Annotated in this window: 18 protein-coding genes and 3 pseudogenes; 14 read left to right on the top strand and 7 right to left on the bottom strand. The window is 38.4% G+C overall.

The window, feature by feature from the left end:
- Nucleotides 1-15: 15 nt before the first annotated feature.
- From JCM15457_RS03740 to JCM15457_RS03750, 3 genes are read right to left on the bottom strand one after another with little or no spacing between them, the layout of a single operon-like run.
- The gene (locus JCM15457_RS03740) at nt 16-582 is read right to left on the bottom strand and encodes a GNAT family N-acetyltransferase (RefSeq protein ID WP_034987769.1); all 567 of its coding nucleotides are present in this window, start codon (nt 580-582) and stop codon (nt 16-18) included.
- A 30-nt stretch (nt 583-612) separates the two neighbouring features.
- Nucleotides 613-1134 carry an LURP-one-related/scramblase family protein gene (locus JCM15457_RS03745; RefSeq protein ID WP_034987772.1) on the bottom strand — a complete coding sequence of 174 codons (522 nt, stop codon included), beginning with the start codon at nt 1132-1134 and terminating at the stop codon, nt 613-615.
- A 47-nt stretch (nt 1135-1181) separates the two neighbouring features.
- On the bottom strand, nt 1182-2048 hold the full coding sequence (locus JCM15457_RS03750; RefSeq protein ID WP_034987773.1) for a Cof-type HAD-IIB family hydrolase: 867 nt from the start codon (nt 2046-2048) through the stop codon (nt 1182-1184).
- A 162-nt stretch (nt 2049-2210) separates the two neighbouring features.
- Here JCM15457_RS03750 and JCM15457_RS03755 point away from each other — a divergent pair.
- The 3 genes and pseudogenes from JCM15457_RS03755 (at nt 2211) to tsaE (ending at nt 4553) form a co-directional block, all read left to right on the top strand.
- Nucleotides 2211-2901: pseudogene (locus JCM15457_RS03755) on the top strand (uracil-DNA glycosylase).
- 22 nt (nt 2902-2923) lie between these two features.
- Complete coding sequence (gene pta, locus JCM15457_RS03760) at nt 2924-3904, top strand: phosphate acetyltransferase (protein WP_034987775.1); 981 nt, start codon at nt 2924-2926, stop codon at nt 3902-3904.
- 172 nt (nt 3905-4076) lie between these two features.
- Nucleotides 4077-4553: a tRNA (adenosine(37)-N6)-threonylcarbamoyltransferase complex ATPase subunit type 1 TsaE gene (tsaE, locus tag JCM15457_RS03765; protein ID WP_034987777.1), complete on the top strand. Its 477-nt coding sequence runs from the start codon at nt 4077-4079 to the stop codon at nt 4551-4553.
- A 323-nt stretch (nt 4554-4876) separates the two neighbouring features.
- Here tsaE and JCM15457_RS03770 read toward each other — a convergent pair whose 3' ends face one another.
- Nucleotides 4877-5443, bottom strand: a complete 567-nt coding sequence (locus JCM15457_RS03770; protein ID WP_034987779.1) for a TIGR01440 family protein — start codon at nt 5441-5443, stop codon at nt 4877-4879.
- A gap of 280 nt (nt 5444-5723) precedes the next feature.
- Between JCM15457_RS03770 and nrdD the strand changes: the two genes are divergently transcribed.
- Complete coding sequence (gene nrdD, locus JCM15457_RS03775; protein WP_034987782.1) at nt 5724-7898, top strand: anaerobic ribonucleoside-triphosphate reductase; 2175 nt, start codon at nt 5724-5726, stop codon at nt 7896-7898.
- A complete protein-coding gene (gene nrdG, locus JCM15457_RS03780) occupies nt 7888-8478 on the top strand; it encodes an anaerobic ribonucleoside-triphosphate reductase activating protein (protein WP_034987785.1) in 591 nt (196 codons plus the stop codon). The genes nrdD and nrdG overlap by 11 nt, the downstream gene beginning before the upstream one ends.
- A gap of 500 nt (nt 8479-8978) precedes the next feature.
- Here nrdG and JCM15457_RS03785 read toward each other — a convergent pair whose 3' ends face one another.
- Entirely contained in the window at nt 8979-9533 is a 555-nt protein-coding gene (locus tag JCM15457_RS03785) for a M15 family metallopeptidase (RefSeq protein WP_034987788.1), read from the bottom strand.
- 106 nt (nt 9534-9639) lie between these two features.
- Nucleotides 9640-10113, bottom strand: a complete 474-nt coding sequence (locus JCM15457_RS03790; protein WP_034987791.1) for a hypothetical protein — start codon at nt 10111-10113, stop codon at nt 9640-9642.
- A gap of 94 nt (nt 10114-10207) precedes the next feature.
- On the opposite strand from JCM15457_RS03790, the pseudogene JCM15457_RS03795 reads away from it, so the two are divergent.
- The 5 genes and pseudogenes from JCM15457_RS03795 (at nt 10208) to pepF (ending at nt 15663) form a co-directional block, all read left to right on the top strand.
- Nucleotides 10208-10946, top strand: a pseudogene (locus tag JCM15457_RS03795) (MBL fold metallo-hydrolase).
- 371 nt (nt 10947-11317) lie between these two features.
- On the top strand, nt 11318-11716 hold the full coding sequence (spxA, locus tag JCM15457_RS03800) for a transcriptional regulator SpxA (protein WP_034987794.1): 399 nt from the start codon (nt 11318-11320) through the stop codon (nt 11714-11716).
- 181 nt (nt 11717-11897) lie between these two features.
- Nucleotides 11898-12617, top strand: a complete 720-nt coding sequence (locus JCM15457_RS03805; protein WP_034987797.1) for an adaptor protein MecA — start codon at nt 11898-11900, stop codon at nt 12615-12617.
- A gap of 145 nt (nt 12618-12762) precedes the next feature.
- The gene (locus JCM15457_RS03810) at nt 12763-13779 is read left to right on the top strand and encodes a competence protein CoiA (RefSeq protein WP_051993278.1); all 1017 of its coding nucleotides are present in this window, start codon (nt 12763-12765) and stop codon (nt 13777-13779) included.
- Between the two features lie 75 nt (nt 13780-13854).
- Nucleotides 13855-15663: an oligoendopeptidase F gene (pepF, locus tag JCM15457_RS03815; protein ID WP_034987800.1), complete on the top strand. Its 1809-nt coding sequence runs from the start codon at nt 13855-13857 to the stop codon at nt 15661-15663.
- 521 nt (nt 15664-16184) lie between these two features.
- Here the strand turns inward: pepF and JCM15457_RS03820 are convergent.
- Nucleotides 16185-16808, bottom strand: a complete 624-nt coding sequence (locus JCM15457_RS03820) for a DsbA family protein (RefSeq protein ID WP_235725587.1) — start codon at nt 16806-16808, stop codon at nt 16185-16187.
- A 198-nt stretch (nt 16809-17006) separates the two neighbouring features.
- On the opposite strand from JCM15457_RS03820, the gene yjbM reads away from it, so the two are divergent.
- The 4 genes and pseudogenes from yjbM to mgtE all read left to right on the top strand — a co-directional run bounded on the left by yjbM (nt 17007) and on the right by mgtE (nt 20910).
- The gene (gene yjbM / locus JCM15457_RS03825) at nt 17007-17639 is read left to right on the top strand and encodes a GTP diphosphokinase (RefSeq protein ID WP_034987806.1); all 633 of its coding nucleotides are present in this window, start codon (nt 17007-17009) and stop codon (nt 17637-17639) included.
- Nucleotides 17640-17839: 200 nt separating this feature from the next.
- Nucleotides 17840-18646, top strand: coding sequence for an NAD kinase (locus JCM15457_RS03830; protein WP_034987809.1), 807 nt, complete (start codon nt 17840-17842; stop codon nt 18644-18646).
- Nucleotides 18636-19524, top strand: a pseudogene (locus JCM15457_RS03835) (RluA family pseudouridine synthase). The gene JCM15457_RS03830 and the pseudogene JCM15457_RS03835 overlap by 11 nt, the downstream one beginning before the upstream one ends.
- A gap of 15 nt (nt 19525-19539) precedes the next feature.
- Nucleotides 19540-20910, top strand: coding sequence for a magnesium transporter (gene mgtE / locus JCM15457_RS03840; RefSeq protein ID WP_034987812.1), 1371 nt, complete (start codon nt 19540-19542; stop codon nt 20908-20910).
- Nucleotides 20911-20919: the final 9 nt, after the last annotated feature.

The following is a 20919-nucleotide window of genomic DNA, read 5'->3' on the forward strand; positions in this document are numbered from 1 at the left end:
AATTAATAAAGACTGCTAAATTTTCAGTTGCATATGATGATACTGATGCTGGCTGATAACAGTTGTTGCTACTTTTTGATAACCAACACGCCGATAGAGTTTTTCGGCAAGAGGATTTGCAAAATCGACACTCAAGCCGATACATGTATTACCACTTTTCGATGCCACTTCTGGTAACGAATTTAGTAACTTTGTTCCAACACCTTTTCCTTGAAAGGCGGGTGAAACAGCTATTGAATCTAAGTACCATTCGTTAGGTAAAGTTTCATCATCCGAAAAAAGCTCTGTGCTTTCAGGAAGATCACTCAAGGAGACAGCTTTTTGCCAGACATTGTTGACCTTTTCTTCAAGTTCGTCAGAATAGCCAAAAGCAAATCCTGCAACTTTGCCATCTATTTCAGCAACGAGCGTCTTTCCAATGTTAAAGCGCAAGTCATCAGATTCGAATGCATACTGGATAAGCTGATCCAATTTCTTCTCAGGTATTATCTTCAGTGCTGGAAGCTCCATTTCATGAAGAATAATTTTGAATAATGGAACAATTTGTGCTGCATCCTTTTTTTGAGCTGTTCGAATTAACAAGATAATATTTCCTTTCTTTCCAAACAAAGATTAATCATATTTTACGCGCAGATTATACAGATGAGCGTGTTTTTTCGAAATGGAGCGAAGAAGGTGATCTAGAATAGCGACAATACACACACACAAAGCCTCATCTTCTTCGTTATCAATTGTAAGCTCAAGGTAATCCCCGTTTTCAAACGGGAGGGTCACCTCTTGCAGTGTCATGATAGTACGCCGACCATGAAATATACGATAGTGAGAAGTATATAAATCACCAACAATGAACCAGTTTAGTCCTCGGACGATCAGAATATCTTTTCTTCCGAAATGATAGCGCCTCAAAGACCCGACTCGTTTGTTATCTTTGAATAGATCAAAATGAGGTAAAAGCCCAAAGCCATGTTGCTTGATTTCAGCTAAAAGAGCTCCCGAGATTGCATAAACCGAAAGGACGTCCTGGTGACGCCCCCACTTACCAACAATCAAGTAAAGTTTCTTCCTGTTTTTATCGCTTATCGTTGAAGCACCTTGTTCTGCAAGTCGTCCCTTACGGACGTATAGCTTACGCAATCTGATCCCTCCTTCAAACTAATGGCCTATCAATGAATATATAACGCTCAGTCTTCGTTTAAAAGTTCATCAATTGCTTTTCCTACACCATCTTCGGTATTAGATGCTGTTAGCCGTGCGGCAAGCTGTTTAACTTCTGTAATTGCGTTTCCCATGGCGTAGCTGATACCGGCAACTTTAAGCATCGAAATATCATTATTATTGTCCCCGATAGCCATAACATTATCCATTGGAACGTTAAGTTTATCGGCATAAGCTTGCAATGCGGAACCCTTTTGTGCATTAATATGATTTATTTCGATATTAGAACTTGAAGAAGAGGTGACTATCAAATTTTCATATTGCTGGATTTCCTCTTTGATCGGATCCAAGACTTTGTGTCCCTCATTACTGAATGCAACGATTTTAAAAATACTGATATGATCATCATCAATCAGTTTTTGATAGTTATCAATGTAGTTAATATTCATTAACTCCATTCGTGCGGCGGCCATAGTAACTGCAAGTTTATAAGGTGTTTCTGGGCTTACATTAGTTAGAAGCTCGGCAAAGTTCTCAATGCGTTTTGCTTTATTATCTGAGAATATTCCCCGCGAAGTAACTACTTCAAAGTAGAGTTTCTTCTTCTTCAAATAATGAATGATCTTGCTGGAAAGTTGATCGTGGATAGGGGAAGAGCTTAAAATTCGCCCATTCTCATCAAAAATTTGTGCTCCGTTCAAAGTTATCAGAGGGCAATTGATTCCCGCATCCTCAATGAGTGGTTTAATCTCAGTGTACCCTCTTCCAGTAGAAACGATGAATTTCACACCCACTTTTTGGGCACGTTTGATAGCATCGGCATTCCCTTTGGAAATAACCATTTTGTCGTTTAATAATGTTCCATCCATATCCGAAGCGATAATTTGAATCATAACGTTTACCTCACTTAATTACACATATTTACCTGTATTCTACCATGAAAAAGTTATTTTTTTAGTAAGTCGACTGACTAAGTAAGGAAGATTTTTCGTTAATTACAGATAATTGTAAAAAGAATAAGCAAAATATGTTAAAATATGAGCGAGGTGTCGATAATGAAAACGCTTATTAAAAATGATTGGCAAGATGTTTTAGGACCTGAATTTGAAAAAGCATACTATTTGAAGCTTCATGATTTTTTAAAGAGGGAATATGCAACCCAGATTATTCATCCTGATATGTATCATATATTCGAAGCTTTCGAATGGACTCCATTTTCAGAAGTTAAAGTATGTATTTTAGGACAAGATCCCTATCATGGACCGAATCAAGCTCACGGCTGCAGCTTTTCAGTATTGCCAGGTGTCAGAATACCGCCTTCGCTTGTAAATATTTACAAAGAATTACAAAGTGATTTAGGAATCAAACCTGTTAATCATGGTTACTTGGAAAAGTGGGCCAAGCAAGGGGTACTTTTACTAAACACAGTTTTGACAGTAAGAAATGGGCAGACATTTTCACATCGAGGCAAAGGATGGGAGCAGCTAACGGATGCTGCAATTAAGAAACTATCTGACGTCCGCGTCCTGTTGTTTTTATTCTTTGGGGTAGATCGGCACAGGACAAGATAAAGCTGATTGACACAACGAAAAACATAGTTTTGCAATCTGCCCATCCCAGTCCATTATCAGCCAACCGCGGTTTTTCGGGTCGAAGCCTTTTTCTAAGACTAATGCGGCATTAGAGGCTATGGGTGAGGAACCGATTGATTGGCAGTTACCAGAAAAAATTGATGTTAAATCATAGAAAAATGTTGGAGGCGAGAAGTATGGATTTATTTGAAAGTTTAATTTTTAAGATTAAGGGACAAAATAAGAAAATTGTTTTTCCAGAGGGTGACGATGAACGAGTAGTTGGGGCTGCCATTAGATTGGCAAATGATGGTTTAGTAAAACCAATCGTCCTTGGGAAAGCAGCTGAAATTAAAGAAGCGGTAAAGAAAAGTGGACGGAAGATGCCGGAAACAGTGACTATCATTGATCCAGAGAAATATCCAATAGAAAAATTTCAGGAGATGGTCAAGTCTTTTCTTGCGAGACGGAAGGGCAAGAATACTGAAGAACAGGCTCAAAAAATGTTAAAAGATGTTAACTATTTTGGGACGATGCTTGTTTATATGGACATTGCCGATGGACTCGTTTCAGGCGCGGTACACCCGACTGGTGATACTGTAAGACCAGCTTTGCAGATAATAAAAACTAAACCGGGCATCAGTCGAACGAGCGGAGCTTTTGTAATGACGCGAAAGAATGAGCGTTATTTATTTGCTGATTGTGCGATTAATATTAATCCAAATGCACAGGAACTGGCAGAGATTGCAGTTGCAAGTACAAAAACAGCGCGTCTTTTTGATATTGATCCTAAAGTGGCGATGCTCAGCTTTTCTACAAAAGGCTCTGCTAAATCAGATGAGGTAAAAAAAGTTGCAGAGGCAACTAAAATCGCACAAGAATTGGCGCCAGATGAAGAAATTGATGGAGAGTTGCAGTTTGATGCCGCATTCGTTCCCTCAGTTGGGCAGCATAAGGCTCCAGGATCAAAGGTCGCTGGGCATAGTAACGTCTTTGTTTTCCCAGAGTTGGAGGCAGGAAATATAGGATATAAGATTGCACAGCGGTTGGGGAATTTTGAGGCTATTGGTCCGATTCTCCAGGGTTTGAACAAGCCGGTTTCTGATTTGTCACGCGGTGCCAATGAGGAAGATGTGTACAAAGTTGCAATTATTACAGCTTTACAGGCGCTTGATTAAGACAGAGAGATAGTTTCTAGTGAAGATGGGAAAAACGCTGCATGGTTGTCGGATAGTTAAAATGTCTTTGGGACGACCTTTAATGCGAACTCATCTTTTTTTGCGCACTTTTTAAACAAAATGCTGTATAATAGTGCGCAGAGATTTTGGCGCTGATAAAAGGGGTGATTGAATGAAAATTGTAGTCAGTACAGCTGGTGAAACAAAGCAGGTCGCGCAAATAATGGCTGCTTATGTTGAACCCAATGATGTCATTTTGCTTGATGGTGATCTAGGAGCTGGGAAAACGACTTTTACAAAAGGCTTAGCATTAGGATTGGGGATCAAACACAATGTTAAAAGCCCAACCTTTAATTTAATCAAGGAATATCATCAAGGAAGAATCCCGCTCTTTCACATGGATGTTTATCGGCTTGAGGGAGTGGGCGGTAGCGACTTAGGGCTTGAAGAGTATTTTAATGGTGGCGGTGTTAGTGTGATCGAGTGGGCACAATATATTGGTGATGAACTGCCGCCAGAATACCTACGAATTCAAATTGTTAAGGACGAGCGAGATGACCAACGACGCACATTAAGTTTCAAGGCAAAAGGAGATCATTACAGCAAACTTATTTCCTTGTTGGAAGAAAAATGGAGTAGTTTTAGATAGAAATGAATATAGCATAGGTTAATAAAAGAAGGGGCTAACTGAGAATCAGCCTTCCTTACAATTAGTAGTCGTTAATGCACCTTTATTCAGAAGTTATTAGCTTAATTTAAATTCGACAGTACACGAATTACCAGACATGGTTGCGTAACTCGCACTCATAGTTTGAATAACTGACAGCTCTAACAATTTTTTATAAAAAAGTATCCCGTAAGTGGAAGCAAACTTCAGTGCTTTTTCCTCGAAGAAGTTAGTTCAAAAGTCTGACTTTTGAAGGTCAATTCAAGCACACCATCCATTACGGGGTACTATTTTTTAGTGTAATTTTAATTAATTGGAGCGTGCCATTCATATTGAGCACGTTCGCCACCGACTAGTTTTGGACGGCTGCGCAAGAACGTAGTGTGGGCACTGCCTATTTCTTTGATTGATGTTCGCACGGGGATTTGCACGAATTTAACATGCATCCCGATCGCTGTATCACCAATATCCATACCTGCTTGTGCTACGACGTGTTCGATTTCAACAGGTTCATCAAAAGCTTCAAAGGCGGCAATTTGAGCTGCACCTCCAGCGTGAAGAGATGGGAAGACAGTAACACGCTCAAAACCGTTTTGCTTGGCGACCGAACGCTCAATTACGAGTGCACGGTTGAGATGTTCGCATCCTTGAACAGCAAGATGTAATTGTAGAGGTTTTAAAATTGAAAGAGCGGCTTTGATGACGGTTCTTCCAATATCTAGGTTCGAATGTTTGCCAATCTTTTCGCCCTGAATTTCACTTGTGCTGCAACCAAGGACAACGATATCCCCCGCTTCGAGGTTAGCAACCTGGAGCAGCTCGTTTAAGCCGCTATTAACACGTTGTGCGACTTCATTTAAATTTACGGTCACTAATTTCACCTTCTTTTTGATTAGAATGTTTTAATTATAACGCAACTGGATGAAACTACAATACGAAATGAATGAGTCACACCACATATAGGTAAAAAAAGAATTTGATTAAAAAGGGCAAAAAAATTTTTGGGGGATAAAAGTGGCATAAAGACTGGCTTTTTGATCGGTAAGTTTTACACAATATATAGATATTGATTTAAAAGAACACACAATAGGTTGTATTCGGATGCTGTAAGTAATAGAATGTAAATAGAATAACAAACAGGGGGAATTGGAAATGGCAACGACAGAAACCAAAAGGAATACGAAGAATTTAACTAGGATTCCGACATTTTGTATTAAAAGAGATGGGTATAAGATGCCGTTTGCTATTTACAAACTCCAATTGATACTTGATCAGTTGGACTTGGGTGAAAAGGCACAATCACTGATCAATGGGATTCTTAAACAACTTGAAGATAAAACAGAAACTAGTACACAGGATATTCATCGCGCTTTTGTAGTCGCTTTGAATGAGGCGGGTTTTCATGATGAGGCTGTAAAGTACATAGCTGTCCATAAGGAACGTCTCATTCAATGGCAGGAACAAACGGATCCAACTAAACGATTGCAACGGTTGCAGAAGAAAGATCCAGCCTTAGTGCATGAAAATGCTAACAAAGACAGTAATGTTTTCAATACTCAACGCGACCTTACAGCAGGAACAGTCGGTAAAACGCTAGGGTTGAGGATGATGCCGGAACACATTGCTAAGGCGCATTTGCGTGGAGATATTCATTACCATGATTTGGATTATACTCCATGGAGCCCGATGACCAATTGTTGCTTGATAGATTTTAAGGAAATGCTGACAAATGGTTTCAAAATTGGTAATGCTGAAGTTGAGAGTCCGCATTCAATACAGACGGCAACTGCACAGATGGCACAGATAATTGCCAATGTTGCTTCTAGTCAGTACGGCGGATGCTCTGCCGATCGAGTAGATGAATTGCTTGCACCGTTTGCATTGCGTAATTATGAGAAACATTTAAAAGAAGCACATGACTACATTGATGACGAAACTAAGCGGCGGGAGTTTGCTAAAAAGCGGACGAAAAAGGATATTTTTGATGCTATGCAAGGCCTTGAATACGAAATAAACACCTTGTTTTCATCACAAGGCCAGACTCCGTTCACAACATTAGGTTTCGGTTTAGGGACAACTTGGATCGAGCGCGAAATTCAAAGATCAATTTTAAGAATTCGAATTCAGGGATTGGGACGTGAGAAACGAACAGCAATTTTCCCCAAATTAGTGTTTACGCTGAAAAAAGGCTTAAACTTGAAACCAAACGACCCAAACTACGATATTAAACAATTAGCAGTTGAATGTGCTACCAAACGGATGTATCCCGATATTTTGATGTACGATAAGATTAAAGAATTGACGGGAAGTTTCAAGGCGCCAATGGGTTGCCGTAGTTTCTTACAAGGTTGGAAGGATGACAAGGGAATAGAGGTTAATTCTGGTCGAATGAATCTTGGAGTGGTAACGGTCAATCTGCCACGTATTGCTTTACAGGCACATGGGGATAAGAAGCTTTTTTGGGAGATTTTTAATGAACGGATGCAAATCTGCAAGGAGGCTCTTGTTTTCAAAGTTAATAGAGTTAAGCAAGCTGTTCCACAAAATGCACCTATTTTGTATCAATATGGAGCATTTGGACAACGACTTACTTCGCAGGATAATGTCGATGAACTCTTCAAGCATCGTCGTGCAACTGTTTCGTTAGGATATATTGGGCTGTATGAGGTCGGTACTTCATTTTATGGACCAGATTGGGAACAAGACGAAGAGGCACACGAATTCACGGTGGCAATTGTCAAAGAGTTGAAGAATAATTGTGAGAAATGGTCAAATGAGTATGACTATCATTTTAGTGTGTACGGTACGCCTAGTGAATCATTGACAGATCGTTTCTGTGTGGCTGATCGGAAAAAATTCGGCAAGATTGCAGATATTACAGCTAAAGACTACTATACTAATAGTTTTCACTATGATGTTCGTAAACATCCGTCACCATTTGAGAAGTTGTCTTTTGAGATGGCATATCCTAAGTATAGTTCTGGTGGCTTTATTCATTACTGCGAGTATCCGAATTTGCGACAAAACCCAAGGGCTTTAGAAGCTGTATGGGATTGGGCGTACAATAAGGTTGGCTATTTGGGTACGAATACCCCAATTGATCATTGCTATAAGTGTGGTTTCCAGGGAGAGTTCAAAGCAACAGAACGTGGTTTTGAGTGCCCAGACTGTGGAAACCATGACCCTAAGAGCTGTGATTGTGTTAAGCGGACTTGCGGCTACTTAGGGAACCCATTGCAACGTCCAATGGTCCACGGGCGCCACGTTGAAATTGCCTCGAGGGCTAAGAATATGTTTGATGGAACGGGGGGACAAGATGCAGAGTAGAGTAAGAAAAGAACGCAAACCACGCGATCCTAAACCCGAAGAGTGGCTCGCTAGAGATTTGAGTCAAGGATACATTGCTGACTATAAACCGTTCAATTTTGTGGACGGAGAAGGTGTAAGATGCAGTATATATGTTAGCGGGTGTAAGTTTGCTTGTCCTGGCTGCTACAATAAGGTAGCGCAAAACTTTCATTATGGGACCCCCTATACCAAGCAACTAGAGGATACGATTATCAAGGATCTGGGTGAAGATTACTGTCAGGGTTTGACACTGCTGGGTGGTGAACCTTTTCTTAACACTCAGGTTTGCCTGCAATTGGTAGATCGGATGCATGCGGAATATGGGCATACTAAGGACGTCTGGTCATGGACCGGTTATCGCTGGGATGAGTTATTGCGTGACTCGGAAGACAAGCTGGAATTGTTGTCTAAAATCGATATTTTGGTGGATGGGCGTTTCGAACTCCCTAAGAAGGACCTCACGCTCCAGTTTAGGGGCAGCTCTAATCAAAGAATTATTGATGTACAGCGTTCCTTAAAAGCTGGCAAAGTTGTATTGTGGGATAGGTTGGTAAAATAGGCATTTAAAAACCTTGCGTCTTAATGATTGCTTATATAGTCCGAGTTGTTGTAATGAAATAAAGATACACAAAAAGATATTAAAAACATGAAAAGCTGCGAGTGGAATGTAAGCCACTTGCGGTTTTTTTAGCAATAAAAAAGCAGTACAAAGTCGGTAAAGTTTGAGTTCTAACGCAGAATTATGTACGTTGTGAGCACTTTACTATGAGCAAGTAATTTGAGTTAGACGGGGAATTTTGACTTATGGAACACATTTGTACGGAATAAATAGAGGAGCTGGGTTAAAATTTTACTTTTGACTCAGCCCCATGCAGAATTAATTCATTATCTGGTGTGTATAGTAGCAAGCTATTCCTAAATTTTGAATATTAGATACGATTCTCCAAGTAGAACTGGCTTTTGAAACTGTTTGTTCCGGCCAGTGGAAGTTAAAAAAATTGTAGTCATGCTGTAGTTTTCAACTTGTTCTGTTGAAATTAACAAAATTAAAGCAGCTATTTAATAATCATTAGGATCAGCAGAGCGAGGTTCGTAGATGTCACTATCGGTATCACGATAATCCCACCATTCATTAGGATAACCCTTAAAGCCAGCAGCAGTCATTGCCTGATCTAAAATTTGGTAATATTTTTCTTGCTCAGCAGAACGCGGGCTATTTCGAAAAGCGAGTGTTGAGAAGTCATCGAAACCAGTCTGCATTTCAATTTCACCGCCAGCTAAGTCAGTAAGAGTTAAGTCAAAAGTGACCCCCTTTTGATGGCTAAAGTTAGGATTAGGCGCCGCAACAAAAGTGGGATCAGGATAAACATCAAAAAGCCTTTTTTGAGCACTGACAGGACGATAGGCATCCCACACTTTGATGCGAAAGCCTTTTTCTCGTAGAAGGCGACTTGCTGTAACCAGTTTTTGTGCTGTGCCAGTTCGGGCGATTGCAGTTGTGAAATCATAGATGACTTGCTGCGTGAAATTATTGGTCGTTGCATAACGAAGTTCAACAATGATCGTGGGATCCAGTTTTTGAATATTGCTGAAACCGAACTTTGTCTCATCCATATGAACACTATACCTCCTTAACAAGTAAAATTTTGAGAGAGCTTCTTTACGTCATTGTAACCGTTATTCTTGCTGTGGACCAATAATTTGCGGTGACAAACAAAAATTAAAATGAATTGGTTTTTGATTGATAAACAGCTGTATGTGCTTGATATTTTGAATCTTTTAAATACTTTTGATTGAATAAAAGCGGGCCGGCATTGCTCCAAGCAAGAAAGGCATTTTGACTAGGCCAGGCCGAAAGTAGAAGGTAGTTGAAATTGTGGTTTAAGGAACGTGCAAGGATAAAGTTACTGTTGTTTGAGTGTTCAAATAAAGGCACAAAAATTTTTTGCTCGTCACTATTTAAAGTAAGATAAGAAAAAACAAAATAATAATTTGCTTTTTTTAAAAAAGTTCCACTGAGTATCTTAAAAGAAATTCCACCGTGAAAGGGAGTTTCCCCAGCAGACAAAGCTAGTAAAATATCGCTTTCGTCTTTAGAGACAGGATATAATTGTATCAATTTAAGATTTTTGTTTTTTTTGCGCAGTTGCGAGATAACAGCATTAGTACCAAAAGTTAGATGCAAAGTTTTCATAGAAGACGCCTCCAGTACAATTATAACGCTTACTATGGCATGTGTTATAATTTCGTTAGTAAGAATATGCTAAAAAGTAAAGGAGCAGATGATGATGAAGATTACAATATTAGGTTTTTTTGGAGGATATCCTTATGATGGCAAGGCAACTAGCAGCTATTTACTGCAGAGTGATGGATATAATTTGCTGCTTGATTGTGGAAGTGGAGCTTTGTTGAATTTAGAAAAAGAACTTGACCCTCTTCAGCTCAATGCGGTATTGCTTTCTCATTATCATCAAGATCACATCGCCGATATTGGTGTTTTGCAGTACTATTGGCAGTTGAATAATGAGCAGATAGGTGGCAAATTTGCCAATATATGGGCATACGCAAGATAAAGAGCACTTTGCAAGTTTAACTTGGGCTAAAGCAACGGTCGGTCGTGGATACGATCCAAGTGCAACTCTTATATTAGGCCCCTTTGAAATTGATTTTTTGCCGACGAAGCATCCTGTGACGGCTTATGCTGTCAGAATAAAAGATACTAATAATGGTAAAACCTTGGTATTCACAGCGGATACAGATTATATTCCAGAAATGGCAGCTTTTGCACGCGGCGCGGATGTTTTAATGACAGACACAAATTATAGTGATGGCAAGAAGGAACCAAAGTGGCACATGACTTCTACTGAGTCGGGGAAAATTGCAAAGGAGGCAGGAGTAAAGAAACTTATTCTGACACACTTACCGCAAAAAGTTGATTTTTCCTTGTTGCTTGATAAAGCACAAATGGCGGCATCAAAACAAGTTAAAGTTGAATTAGCAGAAATCGGCAAGATTGTGCAGTGTTAAAAAGAATGTTAATTCAGCTGACGTTAATCTAAATTTATATATATATACTGTAAACGCTTTTCTCGTTTGCCTGTTAATCCTTTAGTTACCGCTTTCTCAAAGAAATTTTACTATAATCCATAATTCATAATTTATGGTTATTATAACTATGGAATAAAGTGATGTTTGTAATTCAAGCATATTTGGCAAAGAAAGGTTGTTAAACTAAAGGATTTGTAGGTTTTAACGTACTATAATGAATAAATTTTGCTAATTTGTTTGCTTTTTTTTAGAAAAAAAGGTATTAATTTTTTGACGGAAGTAGTATAATAAACTTGTGGGCGATATTAATTATGATTAGCATGTTTTAAAGAGAAAAGGAGCGAAAAAATATGGTTACTCTATATACTTCACCAAGTTGCACTTCTTGTCGTAAAGCGCGTGCATGGTTAAAAGAACATGATATTTCTTTTAAAGAGCGCAATATTTTTTCTGAACCGCTGAGCATTAATGAAATTAAGCAAATCTTACAAATGACAGAAAATGGAACAGAGGAAATTATATCTAAACGTTCAAAAGCGTACCAAAAGTTGAACATCGATTTGAATGATATGCCTTTGCAAGAGCTGTTTAATCTTGTTCAAAAGAATCCTGGCTTGTTACGCAGACCGATTATTTTGGATGAAAAAAGATTACAGGTCGGCTATAATGAAGATGAAATAAGAAGATTCTTGCCACGTGAAGTTCGAGCACTTGAACTGCAGCGTGCCCAGAAACTAGCAGGGTTCTAGTTGCGAGTTTTCTGTGGGTTGGAGATTTTCTGAATAGTTATTTTTATGAGTGATACAGAGGCTGAGACCATATTCGTCCCAGCCTCTGTATTTTACTTTTTTTTAAGATAAAGTGCTTTACAATTTCTTATTTTTAGTTATCATTAAGCGAGAGGGTATACTGGAAAGGTGGGTGACCTAGATGGAGATGGAAAAAATCAATGATAACACAATTCGTGTGTTACTTGAAACCGAAGATTTAACTGAACGCGGTATTACTGTCCTTGACCTACTTGGGAACCATAAGGAGATTGAAAGTTTCTTTTACAGTATTTTAGAGGAAGTTGACGTTGATCATGAGTTTCGTGAAAATGATGCTGTGACCTTCCAGTTGCTTCCAAATAAAAATGGTCTTGAGCTATTCATTAGTAAAGTTGATCCTAAAGAAACAAAGGGCGATCAAGCTAATAACGGCAATAATGAAGGAGAAGAGTTTTCTTTTCTTGGTGCTAATGAAGATGTTTCTGAATATATCCGGCAAGAGTTATCTACTTCTAAGTCCAAGAATAAGAAAAAGGCACTTGAAAATGACGGCGACGGAGTTTCGGAATATTTAAAGGATAAGACTGTTAAACAAAGGCACGTTGTAGTTGAATTTGATGATTTTGAAAATTTCGTGCAAGCTGCGAAGATTTTGCATAACGAGGAAATTGCTTCAACGTTGTATTTACTAGATAGTGTGTACTATCTTGATTTGGTTTTCTTTGTTGGTCAAGCTAGCGATAATCAAATCAAAGATACTTTATCATTGGTTGTTGAATACGGAAGACGTGCAGGCATTTCAGCTGATGTCTTACAAGAACGGGGTAAAAAGTTATTAAGCAGTTCAGCACTTGAATTGGCCCGTTATTATTTCAAATAATAGAAGACAGTAGAAACCCTTAAAGGTAAATAATGATTGACGACTCTAAACCAGATTACTTCGCTGGTTTAGAGTTTTTTTAGTAAATGGTTTGCGAGGTAGCAAAAGTAAGAATAGTTTGCGTATCTGTTTAAGGGTGATGCAGATGTTAATAGCGAGAACAAATGGTAAGTCAGTTTTTGCAGCTGATGCTAAACATGGTGAACATTATTGGTGTCCAGGGTGCGAGACAGAGGTAATTTTAAAAAAAGGAAATTTTAAGATTAGTCATTTTGCACATAAAAAAGGAATGTGTCAGATATTCTCAGAAGGAGAAACACCTGAACATCTTCTTGGAAAAAATAAAATATTGGCGGCTTTTAAAAATGCAGGTTACGCTGGTGTTCTGGAGAAACACATACAAATGCTGAATCAAAGGCCAGATGTTTTAGTTCAATATAAGAATAAAAAGTCGATTGCACTTGAATTTCAGTGTGCACCACTAAGTTTAAAAAAGTTGTCTGAACGGTCAGAAGGATACTGTAGCAAGGAACTAAAATTTTGCTGGATACTAGGGCAACGCTATAAAATCAAAAAAACACTAACACAGCAAATAAGTCAATTCATGCAATGGTCAAAAAAGCTTGGCTTCTATCTGTTGTACTTTGATACAGTTAGATCAAGATTTGAATTGGTTTATGGGATTCAGCAAGCAGATTTCTTACCTTTGCGCTGCTATCATTTTTACACTGAAAGTGTTATAGCATTAAAAAAATTTATGTTGCAAGACCATCAGATCGAGTATTATCAACTAACAGTGGAAGAACGATTCAAACAAAAAAGACTTTTCTTGAAGAAAATGCATTACTCTGCGGGTATGTTCAGAAAACTGCAGGAACATGCTTACCAAGAACGCATTAGTCTGCAAAGGTTGACACCCTTGATTTTGCAGAAAAAATATGAGGTGCCACTGTTTTATCGTAAGGAGTTTTATTGGCGAACAGAGACTTTGCTACAGCAAAGGAAAATATTCGGCTTGAAACGAGATAGGGTGGATGCACAGAGTTTTGAACTTGATAATTACTTATTTCAAGTTCCCTTTATCAATAAAAGTAAGTTTAAGAAGCAAATAGTGCTAAGATTTCAAGAAGAGGTACAGCTGATAGATAAAGCAGCAGATTAAAAAAACTGACATTATAATTTATAATAGGCTATACTCTGGATAAGGTAGACTTACGTCGATTAAAGGAGGAAAAGAATGAAGAAAGAAAGTATAAAACTACCACTGCGTGAAGAAATCCCCAGTAAACTGACATGGGATCTGACCTTGATTTTTAAAAATGACAAAGAATTTGAAAAAGAATTAGAAGAGATTGAAGGTCAAATCGCTAATGTTGAGAACCGACAAGGATCTTTATCAAAAGGTTCAACTGCATTTTTAGATTCTTTAGAGGCAATTTTGCAACTTGAACGTCGGATGGAAAAAGCTTTTGTATATGCTAATTTAAAAAATGATCAAGATACAGGCAACAAATATTATCAAGGATTTATTGCCAGAGCACGCCAATTATATGCAAAAGTAGGAGCGGGAGTTTCATGGTTTGAACCAGAACTCTTGGAACTGCCGATAGAAAAGTTAAAAGGATACTTCAACCAAAACACCGAGTTGTTAGCATATAAACATCTAATTGCCAAAATAACAGCGCAAAGGAAACATTTTTTATCTGCAAAGGAAGAAGAATTGTTGGCCGGAGCTGCAGACATTTTTTCAACTCCAGAAAACATCTTTGGTGTTTTGAATAATTCTGATTTGAAGTTTCCTGAAGTACGCGATGCCAAAAATAATTTAATTCAGTTGTCACACGGAAACTATGGTAGATTATTAGAATCTCCACAACGAAGTGTCCGACGAGCTGCTTTTACGGAAATGTACCAAGTGTATCAACAGTTTCAAAATACTTTTGCGTTATCCCTTGCAGCACATGTGCACACACATAATTATTTGGCACAAAAGCGTTGTTATCCCGATGCCCGTAGTGCAGCCCTGACGAGAAATAACATACCTGTTTCCGTATATAAAACATTGGTAGAACAGGTAAATCATCACCTGCCTTTGCTACACAGATATGTTTCATTGAGGAAAAAAATCTTAAAAATAAATGAAGTTCATATGTATGATCTGTATACACCAGTAACCAAAATTCCAGCTAGGACATATAGTTATAAAGACTCACAAGAGATAGTTCTAAAAGCTTTAAGCGTTTTGGGTAATGATTACACTGCAAGAGTAAAAGAAGCATTTGAAAATAGATGGATCGATGTTGTTGAAAACAAGGGGAAACGCAGTGGTGCATACTCTTCCGGTATGTATGATACTGCACCATACATTCTTTTGAACTGGCAGAATAATCTTGAAAGTCTCTTTACGTTGATTCACGAGATGGGGCATAGCATGCATACTTATGCCAGTAACACCTCTCAAGACTATCATTATAGTGATTATTCAATTTTTGTTGCTGAAATCGCATCAACTACGAACGAAAACTTGCTAACACAATACCTGCTTGAACATACGGAAGATCCACATGTCAAAGCGTATATTCTCAACCATTATCTGGATGGTTTTAAGGGAACGATCTTTCGGCAGACACAATTTGCAGAGTTTGAACAGTGGATTCATGAACAAGATGCTGAGCAAAAACCGTTAACTGCAAAAGAAATGAATGCTTTTTATGCCGATTTGAATAAACGATATTATGGACCAGACATTTTTAATGATTCTGAGATAGCTTATGAATGGGAGCGCATCCCGCATTTTTACTACAACTTTTATGTATATCAATACGCAACTGGCTTTGCGGCAGCGTCTGCCTTGGCACAGAAGATTTTAACTGAGGGGCCCAATGATTACCTCAACTTTTTGAGCGCCGGAAGTTCAGATTTTCCAATTGAAATTGTCAAAAAAGCAGGGGTAGATATGACTGAGACGACTTATCTTGAATCAGCCTTTGGACTTTTTGAAAAAAGACTGGATGAGCTGGAAAAATTGATAACTAAGTTGAGCTAATATACACTAAGAAACAGTTTAGTTCTAAAAATGAAAGTAGTAAGAGCGAAAGCGTATAGAAATACAAACTGTATTTACAATGGATAGTTAAGAATTGCTGTCTATATGGTGGGCTCTAAGAGAGGGGCAGATCAAAATAAGGAATATCTCCAAAGTTGACTTCAACTCCCACTTCTACTTATTTTGGATAAACATGTTTCATAGGTCCAAATTTTCCAGCTCCCGCGAGTTACGCATAGCAAAGCACTTATTGCGTTCGTAATTTTGTGTTAGTATTCACAATTTTCTAATTTTGCGTTGCCTGAAAAAGGGGCTGTGCCAAAAGTTAAATTTGGCACAGCCCTTATTCTTATTCCGTATAAACGTGTTCCATAAGCCAAAATTCTCAGTCTAACTTCGAATTATTCATAGCAAAATACTCGCTATATTCGTAATTTTGAGTTATTACTCAAATTTTCTCGACTTATGTCACACTCCCTGAAAAAACGGGCCCTGCTTGAAGCGGGGCCCGTTAAACTTTTTTATAAAATGTGTAATGAGGTGTGGGGCCCTTTCTTTGAAGATGCTTTATGCTTTAAAATAATCTCCTCATTTAATTGCCCTGTGCATAATTGTTCTAAAAGTTTGTAGGAACTACAGCCAGTGAATGAGACACCACAATCCATACCATCTAAATTATAAATAACAACGGTAGGATGTTCGTGAACATTCATTTCAGCTGCCATCTGTTGATCCTGTTTGAAAGAATTGATAGTAAATGATGAATGCCGGTCATCATTAAACATATCACAATCTAAGTTGCTAGCTTGGGCAGTCTTTTGAGCGACCTCCTCGTTATATTCTGTTCCAAAATCAACAATCTGTTCCTGCAGGTTCAACAAATAATTACGTCCACATCGTTTTCCTTGAAAGGACGCTGCTTTGTAATCAAGTGATGCTTGATAGATATTATTAAAAATCTGATTGCGTGCTTGCAAATCATTTAGAGGAATATTTTTTGTCTGCATAACTGAGCTCACTGTCTGCAAATTCAGAAATGGAATAAAACTAAACCTAACCTCGACATCTAACTGATCTACTAGTCTTAGTATGTTCTGCTCCGAATGATAGCAGTCGCTACCTATTGGGTTGATAAACAAATACATTTCTAACACTAATCTTTCCTCCGCTTAGTATAATTTTCTCTCTCAATTCTATTTAGTTAATTGCTAACTATACTTTAACAAATTTTTTTTTTTCAACGTTTCTGCCTTATTTTTTTAAAGCAGTTTTTTGAAATTACCCTACTATTTGTTGAGTATGTTAAAATATTGGGTATATGATGTAGAGCAGAGGGGATCATTGTGATAAAAAAGTGGGATAATTTTTTATTGCCCTATGAACAAGCCGTTTCGGAAATCAAAGCTAAATTCCTAGCGGTAAGGCACCAGTTTGAATTATCGCAAAGACACGTACCTATTGAATTCGTAGTTGGACGTGTTAAACCTATCGATAGTATTCTTGAGAAAATGCAGCGGCGAAAAATCAGTTATGAACGTTTAGCGAGTGATATGGAAGATATTGCGGGAGTTCGAATTATGTGTCAATTTGTGGATGATATCTATCAGATTGTTAAGCTTATCAGAAAAAGAGAAGACATGTATGTTATTGACGAACGAGATTATATTTTAAACAAAAAGCCGAGTGGTTATCGCTCATATCACATTGTCGTTGAATACCCAGTTCAAATGCTAGAGGGTGAGAAAAGAGTTTTGGTTGAGATTCAGATCAGAACTTTAGCGATGAATTTTTGGGCAACGATCGAACATTCATTGAATTATAAGTACCAAGGAGAATTCCCAGAAGAATTAGCTGATCGTCTTCAGCGTGCAGCTGAGGCTGCTTTTCAACTAGATAAAGAAATGACTGCTATCAGAGAAGAAATACAAGAAGCACAGAGTTTATTCTCCTATAAGCGTGGACACAAAGAACAATGATTAGGTACTGGTATGCTATAGTTGAGTGGTGGTTAATACGTTACAAACTAGAGGCAATGATTTTTTTAAATACGGAAGCTGAATGATTTAGTGAAATTAAACTCGAAAGGGAAAAACTTTTATATAAGTGTACTATGCAAACATCTTTAATGATGTTACACAGATTTTAGCAGATAGAATGTAGATAAAAGAGGTCAGTTATGAAAATAGCCATTTTTGCTAATGAGGGCCGCAAGTCAATGATGATCAGCCGGAAGCTGCATCAAAAATTTAAAGACACTCACTTTATACTGGATAATGATAATCCTGACATTGTCGTGACAGTGGGGGGCGATGGGACTCTCTTGTCGGCTTTTCATCAATATAAAAACATTTTGGACAAGGTACGTTTTGTTGGTGTTCACACAGGGCATCTAGGGTTTTATACCGACTGGAGAGATGATGAGATCGATGATCTTGTTATAAGTCTGCAGTCAGACAATGGTCAATCTGTCAGCTATCCCTTATTAGATGTTAAGGTCAGTTATATGGACCAGTTGCGTCCCGAAACTTTCTTAGCGCTGAATGAAGCGACTCTAAAGAGGAATAGTGCCACAATGGTGACGGATGTCTATATTGGCGGGGAACTTTTCGAAAAATTTCGTGGGGATGGTCTTTGCATCTCAACTCCAACAGGTTCGACCGCGTACAATAAATCATTGGGTGGAGCTGTCATTCATCCGAATTTAAAGGTTTTGCAAATGACTGAAATCGGATCGATCAATAACCGTGTTTTTCGTACTTTGAGTTCGCCAATGATAATTGCTCCAAACGATTGGGTTACCCTGTATCCTAACCGGGAAAGTGATTACATTTTGACGGTTGATCAGAATAGCTACCATGGACGCCAGATAAAACAAATAACGTTTAAAACGTCTAAGCAAAGTATCCATTTTGCTAAATATCGTCATATGCAGTTCTGGCAGCGAGTTCAAGATGCATTTATCGGTGCAGAATATGCAAATTAGTTGGACATATACAGGCGGTTCGCCTATCAAGGTGAGAACGTTCTTGAAGTTAAAGGGGGTTTCACGCCGCTTGCTAACCAAAGTCAGATACCAAGGTGGCAGTATACTACTTAACGGCCGGGAGGGACGCAAAACTGATAAGATGCAGCAGAAGGATAGGATAACACTTGTTCTTCCACCAGAAAAGCCAAAAATTTTTGTCCCCTTCATATGTCCCATTGGATATTCTGTATGAAGATCGAGATTTTCTGATCATCAACAAACCAGCAGGTGTAGCTTCAATTCCGTCTCCATTACATCCTAGTGATTCTCTTGTAAACCGCGTTTGGGGTTACTACCAGCTCAGACACTATTGGGGACTCATTCCTCACATTGTGACACGATTAGATCGTGACACGTCAGGGATTGTGTTGTTTGCAAAACATCGTTACGCACATTCCTTAATGGATGAACAGTTAAAAAGTCACTATGTACAGAAGTATTACCTTGCTGTGTTGACAGGGCAAGTGGAGGAGCAGCATATACTAATAAACCTTCCTATAGGCAGGGATCCAGCATCGATCATAAGAAGAAAAGTAGTTGCTGGTGGAACTAACGCAAGTTCGGAATTGCAGAGGGTCCAACAGTTAAGCGGGAGTACTCTTTATCGCATTCAGCTTCATACGGGGAAGACACATCAAATACGAGTCCATTGTGCGTATTTTCAGCACCCGCTTGTTGGGGATACTCTGTATGGAGGAAAAATAAGCATGCCGCTGCAAAGGCAGGCACTTCATTGTGAACAGCTTATATTCAGGCATCCTTTTTTAGATAAGGTAATTAGGATCAGGTGTGACTTGCCCCATGATATGCAAACTTTTATTCAAAAAAATAATTAAAGAGGTAAGCCGATCATGGCCGAAAACAAAAATACAAATAATGAAAAAAAACAAATAATCCTTTCTCTTTTAGATGAGCAAAAAGCAACCAAATTCAGAGAGCTTTTTTTAAACCTGCACGTCTATGAACAAGCGCAGATTTTTACTAGTTTAGATGAAAAACAACGGGCTCGTGTATATCGCTACTTAGATCCAGCTGAACTCGGTGATACTTTTGATGCTATTGAAGAAGATCCAGAAAGTATTGTTGCCTATTTTAAAGAGATGTCACCTAATTATGCTGCCAAAGTGATCACGCAAATGTATACGGATAATGCGGTTGATGTTTTGGCTTTTGCGGATAAAAAAGATTTGCCAAAGTATTTGCGGCTAATGTCACGCGAAAAAGCGGATGAAATTAAAGAAATGCTGCATTACGAAGACAAGACTGCTGGTGCCATCATGGCGACAGAATACGTTAAGATCGTCGGCAACCAAACAGCACGTTCGGCAATGCATGTGCTAAAACGAGAAGCTGAAGAAGCAGAAACTATTTACTACACTTATGTTGTTGATGATGATGACAGATTAGTAGGTGTGGTAACTTTGAGAGAACTGCTGATCAGTGGAGATGATATGTTGATTCAGGAAATCATGAATGACCAGGTAATGTCAGTCAAAGTGGATGAAGATCAGGAAGATGTTGCTAAGACGATTCGTGATTATAATTTTTTGGCAATTCCTGTCACCGATTATGATGACAAAATGATCGGAATTATCACAGTTGATGATATTATCGATGTTATTGATGAAGAATCAGCGGAGGATTATTCAGGATTAGCCGGTGTTGATATTGAAGAAAGTCCAGATAATCCAATCAAGGCGGCTGCTAAGAGATTACCGTGGTTGATAACTCTTCTTTTCTTGGGAATGTCAACTGCAACTTTGGTGTCGCATTATGAACACCTAGTTAGTGAAGCCAGCATTTTGGCCGTTTTTATTTCTTCAATAACCGGGACTGCGGGTAATGCTGGAACACAAAGTCTGGCGGTTGCTGTTAGGCACTTAGCTTATAAAGGCGACGATGATAAGAGCTTATTTCGAACGATCATTGCTGAAATTTTTACAGGTCTTGTAATCGGAACAATTACAGGTGTGACGATTATGGTCATCGTTGGTTTTTGGAAGAATAATTTTGTTCTAGGCTTTGTAATTGGGTTGGCAATGATGTGTGCTATTGTTGTTGCAAATCTGGCGGGAAGTCTCATTCCCATTTTGATGGATAAGATTGGAGTAGATCCTGCAGTCGCATCAGGCCCCTTTATTTCGACTTTGAGTGATCTGACCTCTGTTCTGATTTACTTCAACATAGCTAAATTATTTTTGTCCTTCATTATCGGAAACTAAGCCGATTGA

Source organism: Liquorilactobacillus sucicola DSM 21376 = JCM 15457, from assembly GCF_000612445.1.
Lineage (GTDB): Bacteria > Bacillota > Bacilli > Lactobacillales > Lactobacillaceae > Liquorilactobacillus > Liquorilactobacillus sucicola.